The organism is Alkalibacterium thalassium, from assembly GCF_900101165.1.
Lineage (GTDB): Bacteria > Bacillota > Bacilli > Lactobacillales > Carnobacteriaceae_A > Alkalibacterium > Alkalibacterium indicireducens.
Genome location: NZ_FNFK01000003.1, coordinates 43,612 through 59,665, shown reverse-complemented (window position 1 = coordinate 59,665; position 16,054 = coordinate 43,612). Strand labels below are relative to the sequence as shown.

Sequence of the window (16,054 nt, the reverse complement as noted above, 5' to 3'; positions counted from 1 at the left end):
TATAAGGTTTTCTTTTGTATAAATAATTGAAACAATATTTACGTTCTTTTATCAGAACTTCATGGTATAATATAAAAGATATTCCAATCAGGAGAAGTTTATGGAAGAAAATTACTATACATAAGCTGTTCAAATAGTTATATGTAGTTATGTCAGTTATATTTTAGATAAATACGAACAGGTAAGGGGTGTGTCCAGAATGGAGAAGGCTAAGAAAAGAATTGCAGTTGTCGGCAGTGGAATTACCGGTCTGACAGTTGCCTATCGCTTGCAGCAAACAATAAAAGAACAGGATCTTCCTTATGAAGTCATTGTCCTGGAGTCTTCTATCCGTTCCGGTGGTAAACTATATACCATGAAATTCGGAGAACAGTTCATCGATCTGGGAGCAGAGTCTATCGACACGCGCCTGCCTGATGCAATCGGACTGATTAAAGAATTAGAGCTCGAAGACCAAGTGGAATACAGTCAGAATGGAAAACCTGATATCTATGCATTCAACAAGTTGTATCAGCTCGACAGTGATACCTATAAGGGGATTCCAGTAAAAAGAACAGACATATGGAAATTCGATCTGATTTCTTTTCAGGGGAAACTGTCTTTCCTAAAAGATACATATTTTTCCAGAACTGAAGAATCAGAAGAAGTATCAACTCGTGACTACTTTGCTCAAAGAGTAGGAGATGAAGTAGCTGAATATGCTGCTGAACCATTTATATCTAAGGTCTATTCAAGTGAAATTGATGAAATAGGTATCAAGGGACTGAATGAACCCTTGTTTGCTCTCGAAAAGGAACATGGAACGATTACAAAAGCGCTTGAAGCTCATCCTGAACTCATTGATGGGGATGGGAATTATCTTACATTTAAAGATGGGCTTGAGACATTGACACGTGAATTATCTGAACGCCTTCAACAGAACATCAGGTATTCAAAGAAAGTGACTGATATTAAAAAAAGTATCAGTCATACCTATATAGTCGATATCAATAAGAAAGAGCAGCTAAGAGTGGACAGTGTAGTTGTAGCGACTGATTCTGGAGCTTATAATCAGATTTTTTCAGACATCGAATTAAGTGATTATTTCAAGGACATTAAGATGGGGTCAATAGGATTTGTCCTTTTCAGTTTTCCGAAAGGAGCTATTAAGGATCCACCTGGAGGAAACGGCGTCCTGTCGGTCAGACGTAATAATTCTTATATACAGAGCATCGTGTGGCTGAATAAAAAATGGGCGCATCATGCACAGAAAGATGAAGAGTTATTAGGGGTCTATTTTGGTCGGAGCTCGGACAGTATTATGATGTCACTTAGTAACAAGCAAATTGAAGAGGCCATTTTAAAGGATCTTAACAAGATGCTGTCAATTGAAGTTGACCCAAATTATCGTATTATCAAGCGATGGCCCAATGCAATACCGCAGTTCAGTGTCAATCATGAAGAGCGGACAAAAAATCTCAATGAATTTCTTGAAGAGAAATATCCAGGGCTGTATCTCATCGGGAACGGGATGGACGGATTTGGTGTGAACAACTGTATTCGACAGGGAAATAATACAGCTATGGAAGTCATCAACTACTTAAAAAATACAATATAGTTTTCTAAATGATTTTAATTGAGAACTGAGACTTAAAAACAACCGATCCTGGACACTTATGTGCAGCTTCGGTTGTTTTTTTAAAAAATTCCCGTATCCTATAAATAAAGACAATCATACAAGGAGGAGTCTGTAAAAATGAAACTGACTGTCCTAGGATACTATGGCGGATACCCTACTAATAATATTGGTACGAGCTCTTACCTGCTGGAGTCTGACAATTTTCACTTGCTTCTGGATGCTGGAAGTTACAGTCTACTGACAATGGAGAAATATGTTGATCCGCTAGATCTTGATGCAGTATTACTTTCTCACTATCATCATGATCATATCGCAGATTTAGGTGTTCTGCAGTTTACCAGACTGCTGAAAAGAGATGAGCACGGCAACAGGGCCCACATGCTTCCAATATACTGTCATAATGAAGACGCTGCTCATTTTCAACAAATGACTTTAGAAAACGTTAGTGAGGGGATACCCTATAATGAAGAACCTAAGTTGACGATTGGACCGTTTGATATCGAACATCTGAAGACTCTTCACCCTGTTCCTTGTTACGCTTTCAGAATTACGGAAAGATCCACCGGTAAAGTACTCGTGTTTACTGCGGATTCAGGATTTATTGAAGACTTTATACCATTCTGTGAATCGGCCGATTATCTTTTAGCAGATAGTAACTTCTATAAAGGTATGGAGAATCACACGGTCCACATGACTGCAAAAGAATGCGGACAGATCGCATCAAAAGCTGGTGTATCGAACCTGATACTTACTCATCTGCCACAAACTGGAAATTGGAGCGATCTGGTTCAGCAGGCGCAAGAAGAGTCTCCGGATACTATAGTCCAGCTCGCTGAAAAAGATAGACACTATAATATTTAAGCATTATAGTGGTAAGTAAAGAATAAAGTTTAAAAGATTTCAGTAATATTCGGTAAATAAGCGGTACTCAACTAAATCGCCACATACCCGAAAATACGTTCGGATTTTTTGTCGAATAGTCGTCCTAAATAAATTATTTTTCTATGGATATTTTTAAATTATCAAAGAAATTATCAAAGATCAAAAGTGGACAAGAGGGTCGACAATTTCGAATTTTTTTCCTCCATGGGGGAGAAGCCTCTAACACACGAAGAAAACAACCAAGGAAGATAAGTAAAATTCTTATCTTCAAACTTATTATGCGAGGAGAACTGTATATGTATTATGTAAAGAACCAGAGAAATGGAAAAGAAATTCACGATCCAAGAATCAACCTGGCAATTGAATATTACCTATTGAATGAAGTAGAGCTTGATGAGCCGATTCTGCTATTCTATATTAATGATAATTCGATTATTGTCGGGAGAAACCAGAACACATATGAAGAAGTAAACACGACATATGTAGACGAAAACAATGTGACAGTCGTTCGTCGCTTCTCTGGCGGAGGAGCTGTCTATCATGATATGGGTGTACTGAACTTTTGTTTTCTGACTAAAGATGATGGGAACTCCTTCAGAGACTTCAAGAAATTTACTTCTCCAGTCATTGATGCGCTTCATCAGATGGGGGTAGAAGGGGCAGAACTTCGTGGGAGAAATGATCTGGTCATTGATGGTAAAAAATTCTCAGGCAATGCCATGTATGCTAAAAACAACCGCTTAACTGCTCACGGCACATTAATGTTTGATTCTGAAATCGAAGCAGTCGTCAAGGCTCTTAAACCTAAAAAACATAAACTGGAATCTAAAGGGATTAAATCCATCAGAAGCAGAGTAACGAACATCAAACCTTATCTGGATGATTCTTATCAGTTTATGAATGCAAAAGACTTCAGAGACAAGCTGCTGCTTTATATTTTTGATACTGATAAGTCTGAAGACATTAAAGAGTATGTTCTGACAGATGAGGATTGGGTCAAGATAGAAGCGTTCGCTGAACAGTATACAGCAAATTGGGAATGGAATTACGGAAAATCTCCAGCCTTTGATATGGAAAGAAGTGAACGTCTGTCTGTAGGAACAGTAGAAGTTAAAATGAATGTAAGAAAAGGAAAAATAGAGGATATTCGTATTTTCGGTGATTTCTTTGGTATGGGCGAAATAGAAGATGTTGAAAAAGACTTGCGAGGTGTTCCTTATACCCGAGAAGCCATTACTCATGCATTAAAGGATATCGACACTCAAAGCTATTTTGGAAATGTAGATATTGAAGAACTTGTTGATCTTTTATACTAAGACCAGTTCTCTAGGTAAAGCTCCAGCTCAGTTTTAATACTGGGTTGGAGCTTTTTGTGTCTTAACGACACTGTAAATTATAAACATTATAATCTGAGTTCGCAGATATTCATATATCAAATTCTTTTAAACCTCTATATATCAACTTTTTTAAGAACTTTGTATAATAAAACGAAGAAATAAGTCAAAAAATTGACAAATAGGGTTTACAACTGTTCACAATTACTCTATAGTATTAAGTGTAGAAGATGACAATCATCTAAAAGAAACATTAGACATGAAGGGAGAAATACATAATGGTCACATTATTTACAACACCAAGTTGCACATCATGCAGAAAAGCAAAGGCATGGCTTGAGGAGTACGACATCCCTTACTACGAGAAGAATATGGCTCACGAACCTTTAAAAATTGAAGAGATAAAAGCAATTATGAGACTGACAGAAGATGGAACGGAAGATATTATTTCCACTCGTTCCAAAGCATTTAAAGAACTGGATATTGATCTTGATGAATTATCTTTAAAAGAACTGTTCGAAGTCATTCAGGAGAATCCGACATTGATTAGAAGACCGATCATCATTGATGACCGAAGACTTCAGATTGGGTACAATGAAGATGAAATCCGTCAATTTGTTCCTCGAGAAGTAAGAGCAATGGAACTTGAAAAGGCTCAGAAACTTGTAGCTCTATCTCAAGTATAAGAACAGCATATTAACGACTAAAAAAGAATCGACAGTGGGTCGGTTCTTTTTGACCTTATGAGAACAAAAAAGTACAATGTAATCGTCATAGCTTGTATTTGCAGGCCAGCTTTTGTATAATAATCTAAGTGCAGTCGATCTGGACTGTTTTTGTATACAAAAGAATGATTTATCATCCCAGATGGAGGACCTGTTCTCCACAGAATTGCGAGGTGCGGGATAATGGAAATTGAACATATCAATGAAGATACTATACGAGTGGTTATCGAAAATACAGATTTAGAAGAACGTGGGATTACATTCCTGGACCTGTTAGGAAATCAGAAGCAAATCGAAAAATTCTTCTACAGTATATTGGAAGAAGTTGATATTGATGAGGAATTCCAGGAATCAGAAGCAGTTACATTCCAAGTCATGCCGAACAACAATGGTCTTGAACTATTCATCAGTAAGGGAGCTAATTTCAAGGAAGAGATGAACCAGCTCACTGGACTGGGTGATGCAGCGTTTGACAGTCATCCCGACGAGAGTGATCATGAACTTACAGACGAAGTGGAAGAGTACAGTCTGGATGATAATGAGACTAAAGAGGCAATTGTTGTGTTGAACAATTTCGAACAGATGATACAGTTAGCCCAATCTTTTCATATGGAAAGCGGTGCATCAAACTTGTTCACGTACAAAGGACAGTATTATCTCCACTTAATTTTCTTTATTGAAGAAATGAATGAAAAAACGAGTGAAGAGGAGCTGGCCGTAGCTCTGGAGTATGGAGAGAAGAGTACGATATCCTCAGATGTACTCAATGAATATGCTGATCAGATAATGAAGACAAACGCCCTGGAAATGACCAGATACTATTTTAATTAAGATGAAAGACCACAGAGATTATTTACTTTGTGGTCTTTTTTGATGAGTATTTGAATAAAAGGACAATAGTATATATAAGAATTAAGAATTAAATTCCAGGAGGTAAATATATGCTTATAGCCAGAAATTCATCTGCACAGCTGCTTATGGCTTCTAAAGCTGATAAAAGAGGATATTATATTTGTCCAGGTTGTGAGAGTCCAGTCATTCTAAAAAAAGGAACAAGGATGACTGCTCACTTTGCCCATGTAAATAAAAATAGCTGTTCATCTTTTTCAGAAGGAGAGACTGAGGAACATCTGAAAGGGAAAACTTCGCTGTACGAAGCTTTTAAACAAGAGAACGTCAAAGTAGAAATAGAAGCTCAGCTTCCTGATATAAATCAGAGACCAGATGTGCTGGTATGTTATAAGGGAGAGGAATATGCAATCGAGTTTCAGTGTAGCCCAATAACAGTATCAGACATAGTCAGGAGGACTCGGGGGTATCATAACTCAGGAAGAAAAGTCATATGGATTGCAGGAAATAAACTGACGAATACTCACAGGCTGACCTCTCTGCAGCGTGCCATGATCTTTGACATTAAGCCTGGAGTGTTTGGTTTTTTCAATTATGATGTAAGTGACGGGCAGGTTCGCTGCTACAGAAAGTTAGACCCGCCTGTCTATGAAACAGTACCTTCTGTACTGTCAGTTTTAACGAAATATGAATCGACTACCTGGTGTTCAAAAATTTCACCTGGAAACGTTAATAATATAAAAGACAAAGCTCTGGCTTACCTTAACTGGAAAAGACAAATCAGAGATAAAAGACATCGGGCATTCTTTCAGCTTATATATGAAAGTCAGACCAGTCTAGAATTATTACCTTTAGTTATATTCACTCGACTCGAAACAGACTGGCTGATCAGTACTCCTGCAGTGGAATGGAAGTTGAGGATCTACCAGCTGGTGAGGAGCAAGTCCAGTTTTACTGTCATTACAGAACGTCACTTGAGAGAGACAGTTGAAAGATGGATCGAAACGCGTCTAATCGTCTATTTCTCAGTCCCTAACATCCTTTCAGATACAGTCATGTTACCAATTTTATCTTTTCTCGATCAGATGACAGAAAGTGGATTGCTCGTTAAGATTCAAAAAAACAAATGGCGACAACGGAGCTGATGAATTAAAGGAATTTAAGATCGGAAGTTATGACAAACTTGCATAAATTGATTATTCTAATCAAATATAAATTATGTTATCATTAAATTATTCTTAAATTATCAGGAGGGAAATGCATGTCAGAGGTCAAATCACTACCTTTAAGAGAAGAAGTACCTAAGGAATTAACATGGGATCTGTCAGTAATATTTGAAAATGATGAGAAATGGGAAGAGGATTTTAAGTCAACTCAGGAAAAGATAGGTGAGATAAAAGAACTGCAGGGGACTCTCGAAGATGGAGCTGTACCATTTCTTGATGCTCTCCAGTCCATGCTTGACTTATCAAGAAAAGTCAGTTCTATCTATGTATATGCTCATTTGAAAAACGATCAGGATACTGCCAACAGCAAGTATCAGGCTATGAATGACAAGGCCAGGTACCTGATTGCGCAGACTCAAGAAGCATCATCCTGGTTCGAACCTGAAGTCATTGAACTGTCTGAAGAGACGCTTGACGGCTATTTCGAAGAAGAAGTGAAACTGAAAGTGTATAAGCATTATGTTGATCAGATGACTGCTAACAAAGCGCACGTTCTATCTTCTGAAATGGAAGCGTTACTTGCAGGTGCAAGTGAGGTGCTGAACTCATCTACACAGACATTCAGTGTGCTGAACAATGCAGATCTTCAGTTTCCAAAGGTTACAAACGATCAGGGAGAAGATGTTCAGCTGTCTCATGGTATGTTTGGAGAATTGATGGAAAGTACCGATCGACATGTCAGAAAAGAAGCATTTGAGAAAATGTACAGTGTCTATTCAAGCTTCAAGAATACTTTCGCCAGCACTTTGGCATCTACAGTCAAGCATCATAACTATCAGGCGAAGGTTCACAATTATTCTTCCGCAAGAGAGAACGCTCTGTCGAACAACCATATTCCTGAAGCTGTTCATGATACACTGATCGATGTAGTAAATGACCATCTTCCACTGCTTCACAGATATATGGCGCTTCGCAAGAAGGTGCTTAAACTGGATGACCTTCACATGTATGATCTCTATACGCCTATAACTGGTGAAGCAAGCCTGAAATATAACTACGATGAAGCGAAAGACAAAACATATGAAGGGCTGGAAGTTCTGGGCGCAGAGTATAAAGGTGTCCTTGACAAAGCCTTTAATGACAGCTGGATAGATGTAGTCGAGAATAAAGGGAAACGAAGCGGTGCGTATTCATCTGGAGCTTATGATACGAATCCGTACATCCTTTTAAACTGGCATGATTCTCTGAACCATTTATATACACTGGTTCATGAGTTGGGTCACAGTGCGCACAGTTACTTTACGCGGAATAATCAGCCTCATGTATATGGGAACTACTCAATTTTTCTTGCGGAGATTGCATCTACCACAAATGAGAACTTGCTGACGGATCATCTGTTGAAAACGACAGAAGACCCTAAAGCTCGAGCTTATGTACTCAGCCATTACCTTGACGGGTTTAAAGGGACGGTCTTCCGTCAGACTCAGTTTGCAGAATTTGAACATTTCATGCATGAAGAAGCTTCTAAAGGAGTTCCTCTGACAGCAGATTTTCTTAGCGAGAACTACCGTGCAATCAACAGCAAATATTATGGCGAAGCTGTTGAAAAAGATGACGAAATACAGTATGAATGGGCACGTATCCCACATTTCTACTACAATTATTACGTATACCAGTATTCAACTGGTTTCTGTGCGGCAACTGCATTAGCGGACAAACTGCTCAACAATGAAGAGGGCGCTCTCGATAAATATCTGACTTATCTTAAAGCCGGCAGTTCAGACTTCCCGATAGAGGTAATGAAAAAAGCTGGAGTAGATATGACTGATAGTGACTATCTGTTAAGAGCCATGAAAGTATTCGAAGACAGACTAAATGAACTGGAAAAAGCTCTTGAAGCAATAGAAGGATAAAGCAGGAGCATAAGAATATAGACTAATGATTTGAACAGACTGAGCTTAAAAGCACAAGACTGCAGGAAACGACCTGAAATCTCTTCAATCAGTAAAAAGGACCTCCTTTACGAAAAGGGGGTCCTTTGTGTATGTGCTCCCGGCATGGGCGACAACTTGGTGGTGAAAGTCCACTACAGACTTGGCAGTAGGAACTGTTAGCGAAAGTCAAGGGTGTCCGCCGTGAGGCGGAATCTGAAGGAAGATGGACGCAAATGCTTGCACTGACGAACAGAAACTTCATACTAAGGCTTGATAGAACGGATAAGCTTGCATAACAAAGTGAAGTCCGATACTGTCCGAATTCTATTGAGTAAATGAAGCAGTGACATGAGCAGAAGGTTGTCGTTCTTACCCGGGGAGGTCTCGTCAGCGCTTAGTAGTAACAACGAATGGCGAGAAGTCAGCCGAGGTCGTAGTAGGGAAAATGTACCGAAGGACCGAACGATATTAATACTTAAACAGATAGGAGGTTAGGCGTTATGACGAATGCAGAAAACAACCGAACGGTTGGCAGACTACAAAAAGATAAGCTGGAAGCGAAAGGATATGTAGGTGCGCAAAGTAATCGCCTAGGTGAACATAAAGACAAGTATGGTGAGTCTCTTATGAGTCTCGTTGTAAGCAAGAAAAATTTACTGGTGGCAGCCAAGAAAGTAAGACAAAATAAAGGTGCCCCAGGTGTAGACGGAATGACTGTACAAGAAGTAGAAGCTCACATTGAAAAATTTTACCCTCATATTAGAAGGAAACTACTTGATGGGAGCTACAAACCCCAATCCGTTAAACGGGTAGACATACCTAAAGCTAATGGAGGAAAAAGAGAGTTGGGCATCCCGGTCGCACGTGACCGAGTGGTACAACAAGCGATTAAGCAGATTATTGAACCGATAATTGACCCAAATTTCTCCCCCCACAGCCATGGTTTCCGAAAAGGAAAAAGCAATCATTCTGCTCTAAAACAAAGCGTCAAATATTATGAAGAAGGGTATCCTGTTGTGGTAGATTGTGATTTGAAACGGTGTTTTGACACCCTCAATCATGACAAGCTCATGTACTACTTAGAGCAATATATACAGGACAAACTTATTCTGAGAATTATCCGCAAGTTCTTACGGAGTGGTGTAACAGACCTGTCTGGCGAATTCGTAGAAAGTGAAACAGGCGCACCTCAAGGTGGCGTTATCTCGCCCCTTCTCTGTAATGTTTACTTGCATGAACTGGATAAAGAAATGGAGAAACGCGGGCACCGCTTTGTTCGTTTTGCGGATGACTTTGTCATCTTTGTTAAATCGAAACGAGCGGGTGAACGGGTCTTAAACAGTATCACCCGCTTCATAGAAAAAGACTTAAAACTAACGGTCAACCAAGACAAAAGCGAAGTGGGGTCACCCTTTCGTTTAAAGTTCTTGGGTTGTCTGATGATGAAAGTGAATGGGGTCTGTCGATTCAGACCTACCAAAGCCGCCAAGAAGAAATTCATAGGCAAATTAAGACGCTTAACCAAACGAAACCGTCCAGGAACTTTCAAAGAGATTTCTAAGGACATCAATGAAGTCACTCGAGGGTGGATTAATTACTTTGGTTTAGGGTTTATTAAGACGTTCGTCCGCGAGGTCGAACAATGGCTACATCACAGAATCAGACAACTTGTTCTTAAGCGATGGAAAAAGATACGAACCAAGATTAACAGATTAGAACGTTTAGGTCTAGATATAGATAGTGCTAAACGTATTGGTTTTTCACGCAAGAAATATTGGCGATTATCCAAAACGCCCGAGGTTCATCGGGCACTTACAACGAAAAGACTCTACCAGTGGGGTTTAGTTTCACTAAACCAACTGGCAGAGTCTGCTTACTTAAGATATTGAACCGCCGTATACGGAACCGTACGTACGGTGGTGTGAGAGGACGGTAAATAAATTAATTATTTACCTCCTACTCGATTTATCAACTTTCAGAAATTAAACGGTCTGATAAAGAGAAAGATGAGTCACTGCCTGGTCGTTTTTTTCTGCCTGGTCATTGCACAAGCCGTGAAGTAGCTGTTTCGTTATAGAAGAATCGATACGGTAACCAGAAGTAGTATCTTTAGGCGAATACACTACACAAGAAGGAGATTCAGTCACTCCCATTTCAAGCGCGAGTTTCTGGTCTTTATTGAATGCTGTTCTTGAAAGCTCCGATTCCAGATCTTCTTCAAACATCTCGATATCCAAATTCAATGCTTCAGCAATTTGTAGCATCAGCTCTCTTGTTACGGCACTACCATCTTTGATGACAGACTGCTGTAGTTTCATAAAGAATTTTCTACCTTTTTTTCTGCCCTGCATTGAAGCGGCCTGAAATGCCAGGCTGGCATTGTAGGAATCAGTATAGAGCTGATTTCGATTGGAAAGAGAAGAGTCATAATTTCCCTTTACCAGATTACCGATAGAGCGGATATTTAGAATGGGAACAAAACGTACTTTAACTTTTTCGTCTCGTTCAGCAGAGAAAGCTTCAACAAGTTTTTCGGATTCATAGCACGTCCTTCCTAATGGATTAACGAACAAGAATACTTCAATAATATTGTTTAAAAACATAATTAACACTCACCTAGTTTATAGTTTAGTTTATCAGTTGAAATTCTTCGATTAATTATCTTGAGCTAAAATTTAATAGCTCATTACAATATATAGACTAACAAACAAACTAGTTTATTAATAATAATCTGCATGAATTTTGACTGAAAATCTAAATGAATGTAACAAATCCGTCACAAATGATTTAATACCGTTTTTTTCGGGCGTTAAAGGCACGTGATATTTTATTTTCCGTTTTCCTTTTAGGAATGTCATAATGCTCAAGTATAGACTTGAACATCTTCATCCCGGCTTCTTCTGAATCGGCTTCCACTTCAAGTTCATAGTCTACTTGTCCACTGTATGTACTTTTATCCAGTACAACAAGTGTATCATCCCTCATTGTCTCAAGCCGTGCTGTGTGCAGCTCTGCCAGTTTTATGACGAAACGATTAAGAATAGGTTCTTCAACTTCGAGTATTTCGATGACTGGTTCTGGTATCTGAAAAGCTCCTTGAATCGTCATCAGATGAGCATCGTCGAGTGACAGAGGAAGGTTAAGTTCTTTGTGATGCCCCTCGAAGGGGGTCTTGAGTGTCAGTTCGGCGTCGTCTTCCTTAAGCCTTATTCTAAGTGCACAGCCTCTGTTCTTCAGATCCAATGACGGCGTGTCGAAATAAACATTACGTTGAGAGAACTCTGTAAACTTATCCTGCCTGAAATCAGTGTAAAGCTGTTCGTATTCCTGTCTGGTTAATATGTTTTTAAATTCTATTTCCAGTTCCTGTTCCATTGTGTATTTCCTTTCCGATAAAGATCAGTCAATTATTTTATTCAAAAAGATTATGGTACAATAGTAACAAGAAACTACACTAAAAAAAAGCAAAGAAGGTAGAGGATATGGATAGAGATTGGGAACTTTTCCTGCTTCCTTACAATCAAACAGTAGATGAACTGAAAGTAAAGCTTCGCGGACTGAGAAACATGTACCTGCTGAAAAAAGAACATGGGCCTATCGAATTCGTTACGGGCAGGGTGAAACCGATCAACAGTATCCTGATAAAATCAAGGACGCGTAAAATATCTCTGGACAAACTTGAAACAGATATGGAAGATCTGGCTGGGATAAGGATTATGTGTCCATTTGTAGAAGATATTTATGATGTAGTTGAGATGCTAAAAAGTAGAAATGATTTAAATGTGGTATACGAAAAAGACTATGTAACCCACAAGAAAGAAAGTGGGTACCGTTCTTATCACCTTATCTGCGAGTACCCTGTTCAACTGATCGACGAGGTGAAAGTGGTACTGGTTGAGATACAGATCAGAACGCTGGCAATGAATTTCTGGGCATCTATCGAGCATTCTCTGAATTATAAATACGCTGGTGAGTACCCTACAGAAATAAACGATCGCCTGCAGAAGGCTGCAGAGTCCGCTTTTCAGCTGGACGAGGAGATGTCCACGATACGAGACGAAATTAAGGACATACAGGCAAGTTATCGATTTAAAAAAGACTGAGTAAAAGGGATGGTTGAACAGTGAGGATAGCGGTGGTCCACAATTATACGGAAGAATCATTAAAAGTGAGTACCAGACTAAAAAAATTATTGACAGATTCTTCTTTTACTATAGGGAAACAGAATCCGCAAATTGTTATTTCGGTAGGGGGTGATGGTACCTTGTTGTCAGCCTTCCACAGATATGCCCATATGCTGGATCAGGTCAGATTCATAGGTGTACATACTGGCCATCTGGGCTTTTATACGGATTGGCGGGAGTATAACATTGAAGCACTTGTGGAGAGTCTGGAAAACGATACAGGTGAATTCATTCAGTATCCCTTGCTGGATGTTGAAGTTGTCTACAAGAATAAAAACGAAACTAAACATTTCCTGGCCTTAAATGAATCGACGATTAAAAGAGTGGATGGGACATTGGTCTGCGATGTATACATCAAGGAAGAACATTTTGAACGGTTCAGAGGAGATGGCCTATGTATTTCCACCCCGACCGGTTCGACTGGGTACAATAAGTCTGTGGGGGGAGCGGTGCTGCATCCCAGACTTGAAGCACTGCAGTTAACAGAAATGGCATCACTGAATAATCGTGTATTCCGTACACTTAGTTCTCCATTGATCATAGCACCTGACGAGTGGATCAAAATCAGGCCGATCGATACAGATAATTTCACTTTAACTATAGATCAGCTGGTTTCCAATGAAGGAAATGTCGATTATCTGAGGTTCCGTATAGCCAGTGAACGCATACGCTTTGCCCAGTATCAGCATACCCATTTCTGGGACAGAGTAGAAGACGCTTTTTTAGGAGCAAAGAAAAATAATGGAAATTAAGTGGAGAGTTGAAGAAAATGAAGAGGAAAATGTGCTGCTGAAGACGTTTTTGAAAAAGCGGCAGATATCCAAACGAGTCTTGACGAAAGTGAAGTACCGGGGGGGAAGTCTCAAAGTAAACGGACACCATGTAAGAGTCCGTGAAGAGTTAAGTCATGGAGATGTTGTATCCATGACGATTCCCCAGGAAATGGGGAGTGTAAACCTGTCTTCTTCCAGTACATCTGTAGATGTGCTGTATGAAGATGACCATTATCTCTTTATCAACAAACCCAGTGGGGTCGCTTCAGTGCCTTCATCCGTTCATCCTGTAAATACAATTGCCAACCGTGTCAAAGGTTACATCGAGCAGAACGATTATTACCATCAGACGGTGCATATTGTCAGCCGGCTCGACCGGGACACATCGGGTGTCATGATCTTTGCCAAACATACTCTAGCTCACTCGTTCATGGATCGTCTCTTGAAGGAGAAAGAAATCTATAAAGAATATGTCGCATATGTAAAAGGAAACCTGCAGAAAGACCATGGCTTTATCGATCAGCCGATCGGTAGAGAAGAAGGGTCTATCATCAAAAGATGCGTGGATAAGGCCGGAAAACCTTCCGTGACAGAATATTGGACAACTGACAGGTTCCTGGAAGCAACCAGAGTGAAAGTTCAGCTGCACACGGGTCGGACACACCAGATCAGAGTCCATTTTGCGCATTTGAATCACGCGTTACTGGGAGATACCCTCTACGGAGATGAAGAGACCCGTATAATTGACAGACAAGCTCTCCATTGCTCTTGTATCAGGTTTACTCATCCCTTTACTCACCAAAAAGTCATCGTTCAGGCTGAACTTCCAGAAGATATGACCAACCTTGAACATAAATTAAAAGATAGACTGGATGTTTAAATCTGGTCTATCCTCTTTTGCATGAAGTGATGAGGGATACCAGCATCCAGAAAGCCATCTCCTTCAACTGTATAATCAGCTTTTTCATAGAACGGGGTGGCATGATCCTGTGAATCCAGAATAAGCCTTGATCCGTTAAGTTCCTTTACAGCAAACCGCTCAATCTCCTGGAGGAGTTTCAGTCCTAGTCCTGTACCTCGATAGTCTTTTAGAACAGCTACCCGCTGGATTTTAATATCCCCGTTGTCTTTCTTAAGTAGTCTTGCCGTGCAGGCAGGCTTATCTTGAACATATCCCACCAAGTGAAGGGTCTGATCTTCCAGGTCGTCGATTTCGAGTGATTCATCGACATTCTGTTCTTCAACGAATACTGTTTTCCTTATTGCAAGAGCATCTGCATATGTCGTGCTTAAAAGATCGGTTGTTTTCCTGAATTCCATCCGTGATCATCTCCTTTAAAATTACTATCAACTATATCAATTCTTAATAATTTCGTCAATCTAACTTAAAAACTCCCCTTTCAATATAAAGTTGGGTAACATATAATAAAAGAGAAAGTTTAAATGAAAGAGGAGAAGACTGTGATAGATTGGAAAAAGTCCAAGTTAATGTTCTGGACGATATGGTTACTGGCTGTATCAGTACTCATTTTCGTTCTTCAGCAGATCGATTTTATTTTGAATCCTCTGGTCGGCATCTTGACGGCATTATTCATGCCTTTATTGATTGCAGGATTTTTATATTACCTGCTCAACCCGCTCGTCAAGCTCCTGGAACGGATCAAGGTTAAACGTGTCTTCGGCATTACGATTGTCATGATTCTTCTGTTAGGCTTAATGGTCCTTACAGTTCTGCTCGGTATACCGATGCTGATTGATCAGGCGACGAACCTAGTGTCAGGCATACTTGTCTTTATCAGTGAACTCGAGACCTATTCACTGAGACTTGCTGAGGAACCGTGGATGCAGCAGGTGGACATTCAGGCGGCCTTAAATAACCTGGAATTATGGCTGAGAGATATCAGCTCCCAGTTTCTGTCCGGTTTTGTGGCCAGTGTCGGTGGAGCAATTCAGATGTTTACAGAAATTGCATTTATATCCATTACTGTTCCAGTGATTTTGTTCTATATGCTTTATGATGGGGAAAAATTTCTACCATTTGCTGTAAATCTGACTCCAGTAAAATTCAAGGAAAATGTGAAAGAGATGATTATCCAGACAGATGCTACGATATCTAGTTATATCTCTGGGAAGGGAATGGCATCATTTCTTGTAGGGCTGCTGCTGTTCATACTTTACTCTATCGTTCGCATGCCTTCAGCTTTTCTGCTGTCAGTATTCGCTGCGATCACTAATTTCATCCCATTCGTCGGGCCCTTCATTGGTGCAGGTCCTGCGGTGATTGTTGGACTGATTGAATCACCCGGCAGGGCTGTTCTTGCTGCAGTTTTCGTTCTTATAGTCCAGCAGCTGGACAGCAACCTGTTTACCCCATTGCTGGTCGGAAACTCCTTGTCCATTCACCCCCTTACTGTCATCTTGGTCCTGCTGGCATCAGCTAATATTGCTGGTCTGCTAGGTATGCTTATCGGGGTTCCGTTATTTGCAATCATCAAAACTATTGCGATATACACAATAAGAATGGTCAAGCAGCACAAACTGGCTAAGATGCCAATAGAAAAATAATACTAATAGATTGAGGAAGTTTAA

General features: G+C 39.9%; 15 protein-coding genes. 12 read left to right on the top strand and 3 right to left on the bottom strand.

The window, feature by feature from the left end; all coding sequences use genetic code 11:
• The first annotated feature begins 199 nt into the window (after positions 1-199).
• From hemG to ltrA, 8 genes are all read left to right on the top strand, one after another.
• Positions 200-1,597 (top strand): protoporphyrinogen oxidase, encoded by a 1,398-nt coding sequence (gene hemG, locus BLR76_RS01655; protein WP_091264664.1) that lies wholly within the window; start codon positions 200-202, stop codon positions 1,595-1,597.
• Positions 1,598-1,735: 138 nt separating this feature from the next.
• Positions 1,736-2,479, top strand: coding sequence for an MBL fold metallo-hydrolase (locus tag BLR76_RS01650; protein ID WP_091264662.1), 744 nt, complete (start codon positions 1,736-1,738; stop codon positions 2,477-2,479).
• Positions 2,480-2,796: 317 nt separating this feature from the next.
• Positions 2,797-3,816, top strand: a complete 1,020-nt coding sequence (gene lplA, locus BLR76_RS01645; protein WP_091264660.1) for a lipoate--protein ligase — start codon at positions 2,797-2,799, stop codon at positions 3,814-3,816.
• 296 nt (positions 3,817-4,112) lie between these two features.
• Entirely contained in the window at positions 4,113-4,520 is a 408-nt protein-coding gene (gene spxA / locus BLR76_RS01640; protein ID WP_091264658.1) for a transcriptional regulator SpxA, read from the top strand.
• A gap of 222 nt (positions 4,521-4,742) precedes the next feature.
• Positions 4,743-5,390 (top strand): adaptor protein MecA, encoded by a 648-nt coding sequence (locus BLR76_RS01635; protein WP_091264656.1) that lies wholly within the window; start codon positions 4,743-4,745, stop codon positions 5,388-5,390.
• A gap of 110 nt (positions 5,391-5,500) precedes the next feature.
• Positions 5,501-6,553 carry a competence protein CoiA gene (locus BLR76_RS01630; protein WP_091264653.1) on the top strand — a complete coding sequence of 351 codons (1,053 nt, stop codon included), beginning with the start codon at positions 5,501-5,503 and terminating at the stop codon, positions 6,551-6,553.
• A 116-nt stretch (positions 6,554-6,669) separates the two neighbouring features.
• Positions 6,670-8,487, top strand: a complete 1,818-nt coding sequence (gene pepF, locus BLR76_RS01625; protein ID WP_091264650.1) for an oligoendopeptidase F — start codon at positions 6,670-6,672, stop codon at positions 8,485-8,487.
• A gap of 521 nt (positions 8,488-9,008) precedes the next feature.
• The gene (gene ltrA / locus BLR76_RS01620) at positions 9,009-10,397 is read left to right on the top strand and encodes a group II intron reverse transcriptase/maturase (protein WP_091264648.1); all 1,389 of its coding nucleotides are present in this window, start codon (positions 9,009-9,011) and stop codon (positions 10,395-10,397) included.
• Between the two features lie 93 nt (positions 10,398-10,490).
• Here ltrA and BLR76_RS01615 read toward each other — a convergent pair whose 3' ends face one another.
• A complete protein-coding gene (locus BLR76_RS01615) occupies positions 10,491-11,111 on the bottom strand; it encodes a DsbA family protein (protein WP_091264646.1) in 621 nt (206 codons plus the stop codon).
• Positions 11,112-11,295: 184 nt separating this feature from the next.
• A complete protein-coding gene (locus BLR76_RS01610; protein WP_091264643.1) occupies positions 11,296-11,883 on the bottom strand; it encodes a CYTH domain-containing protein in 588 nt (195 codons plus the stop codon).
• A gap of 107 nt (positions 11,884-11,990) precedes the next feature.
• Here BLR76_RS01610 and yjbM point away from each other — a divergent pair, with 107 nt between their 5' ends.
• From yjbM to BLR76_RS01595, 3 genes are read left to right on the top strand one after another with little or no spacing between them, the layout of a single operon-like run.
• Positions 11,991-12,611 carry a GTP diphosphokinase gene (gene yjbM / locus BLR76_RS01605; protein WP_091264641.1) on the top strand — a complete coding sequence of 207 codons (621 nt, stop codon included), beginning with the start codon at positions 11,991-11,993 and terminating at the stop codon, positions 12,609-12,611.
• A 20-nt stretch (positions 12,612-12,631) separates the two neighbouring features.
• Complete coding sequence (locus BLR76_RS01600) at positions 12,632-13,444, top strand: NAD kinase (RefSeq protein WP_091264639.1); 813 nt, start codon at positions 12,632-12,634, stop codon at positions 13,442-13,444.
• Entirely contained in the window at positions 13,434-14,345 is a 912-nt protein-coding gene (locus tag BLR76_RS01595) for an RluA family pseudouridine synthase (protein ID WP_091264636.1), read from the top strand. Before BLR76_RS01600 ends, BLR76_RS01595 begins: the two co-directional genes overlap by 11 nt.
• Here BLR76_RS01595 and BLR76_RS01590 read toward each other — a convergent pair.
• On the bottom strand, positions 14,342-14,785 hold the full coding sequence (locus BLR76_RS01590) for a GNAT family N-acetyltransferase (protein ID WP_091264633.1): 444 nt from the start codon (positions 14,783-14,785) through the stop codon (positions 14,342-14,344). The genes BLR76_RS01595 and BLR76_RS01590 overlap by 4 nt on opposite strands.
• 141 nt (positions 14,786-14,926) lie before the next feature.
• On the opposite strand from BLR76_RS01590, the gene BLR76_RS01585 reads away from it, so the two are divergent.
• On the top strand, positions 14,927-16,030 hold the full coding sequence (locus tag BLR76_RS01585) for an AI-2E family transporter (RefSeq protein ID WP_176759572.1): 1,104 nt from the start codon (positions 14,927-14,929) through the stop codon (positions 16,028-16,030).
• Positions 16,031-16,054 lie beyond the last annotated feature (24 nt).

Excerpts from the sequence above, each read along its gene's own strand:
- lplA (WP_091264660.1), top strand. The coding sequence starts at position 2,797 with ATGTATTATGTAAAGAACCAGAGAAATGGAAAAGAAATTCACGATCCA.
- yjbM (WP_091264641.1), top strand. The coding sequence starts at position 11,991 with ATGGATAGAGATTGGGAACTTTTCCTGCTTCCTTACAATCAAACAGTA.
- BLR76_RS01610 (WP_091264643.1), bottom strand. The coding sequence starts at position 11,883 with ATGGAACAGGAACTGGAAATAGAATTTAAAAACATATTAACCAGACAG.
- BLR76_RS01590 (WP_091264633.1), bottom strand. The coding sequence starts at position 14,785 with ATGGAATTCAGGAAAACAACCGATCTTTTAAGCACGACATATGCAGAT.
- BLR76_RS01650 (WP_091264662.1), top strand. The coding sequence starts at position 1,736 with ATGAAACTGACTGTCCTAGGATACTATGGCGGATACCCTACTAATAAT.
- hemG (WP_091264664.1), top strand. The coding sequence starts at position 200 with ATGGAGAAGGCTAAGAAAAGAATTGCAGTTGTCGGCAGTGGAATTACC.
- BLR76_RS01615 (WP_091264646.1), bottom strand. The coding sequence starts at position 11,111 with ATGTTTTTAAACAATATTATTGAAGTATTCTTGTTCGTTAATCCATTA.
- pepF (WP_091264650.1), top strand. The coding sequence starts at position 6,670 with ATGTCAGAGGTCAAATCACTACCTTTAAGAGAAGAAGTACCTAAGGAA.
- BLR76_RS01630 (WP_091264653.1), top strand. The coding sequence starts at position 5,501 with ATGCTTATAGCCAGAAATTCATCTGCACAGCTGCTTATGGCTTCTAAA.
- BLR76_RS01595 (WP_091264636.1), top strand. The coding sequence starts at position 13,434 with ATGGAAATTAAGTGGAGAGTTGAAGAAAATGAAGAGGAAAATGTGCTG.
- spxA (WP_091264658.1), top strand. The coding sequence starts at position 4,113 with ATGGTCACATTATTTACAACACCAAGTTGCACATCATGCAGAAAAGCA.
- ltrA (WP_091264648.1), top strand. The coding sequence starts at position 9,009 with ATGACGAATGCAGAAAACAACCGAACGGTTGGCAGACTACAAAAAGAT.
- BLR76_RS01635 (WP_091264656.1), top strand. The coding sequence starts at position 4,743 with ATGGAAATTGAACATATCAATGAAGATACTATACGAGTGGTTATCGAA.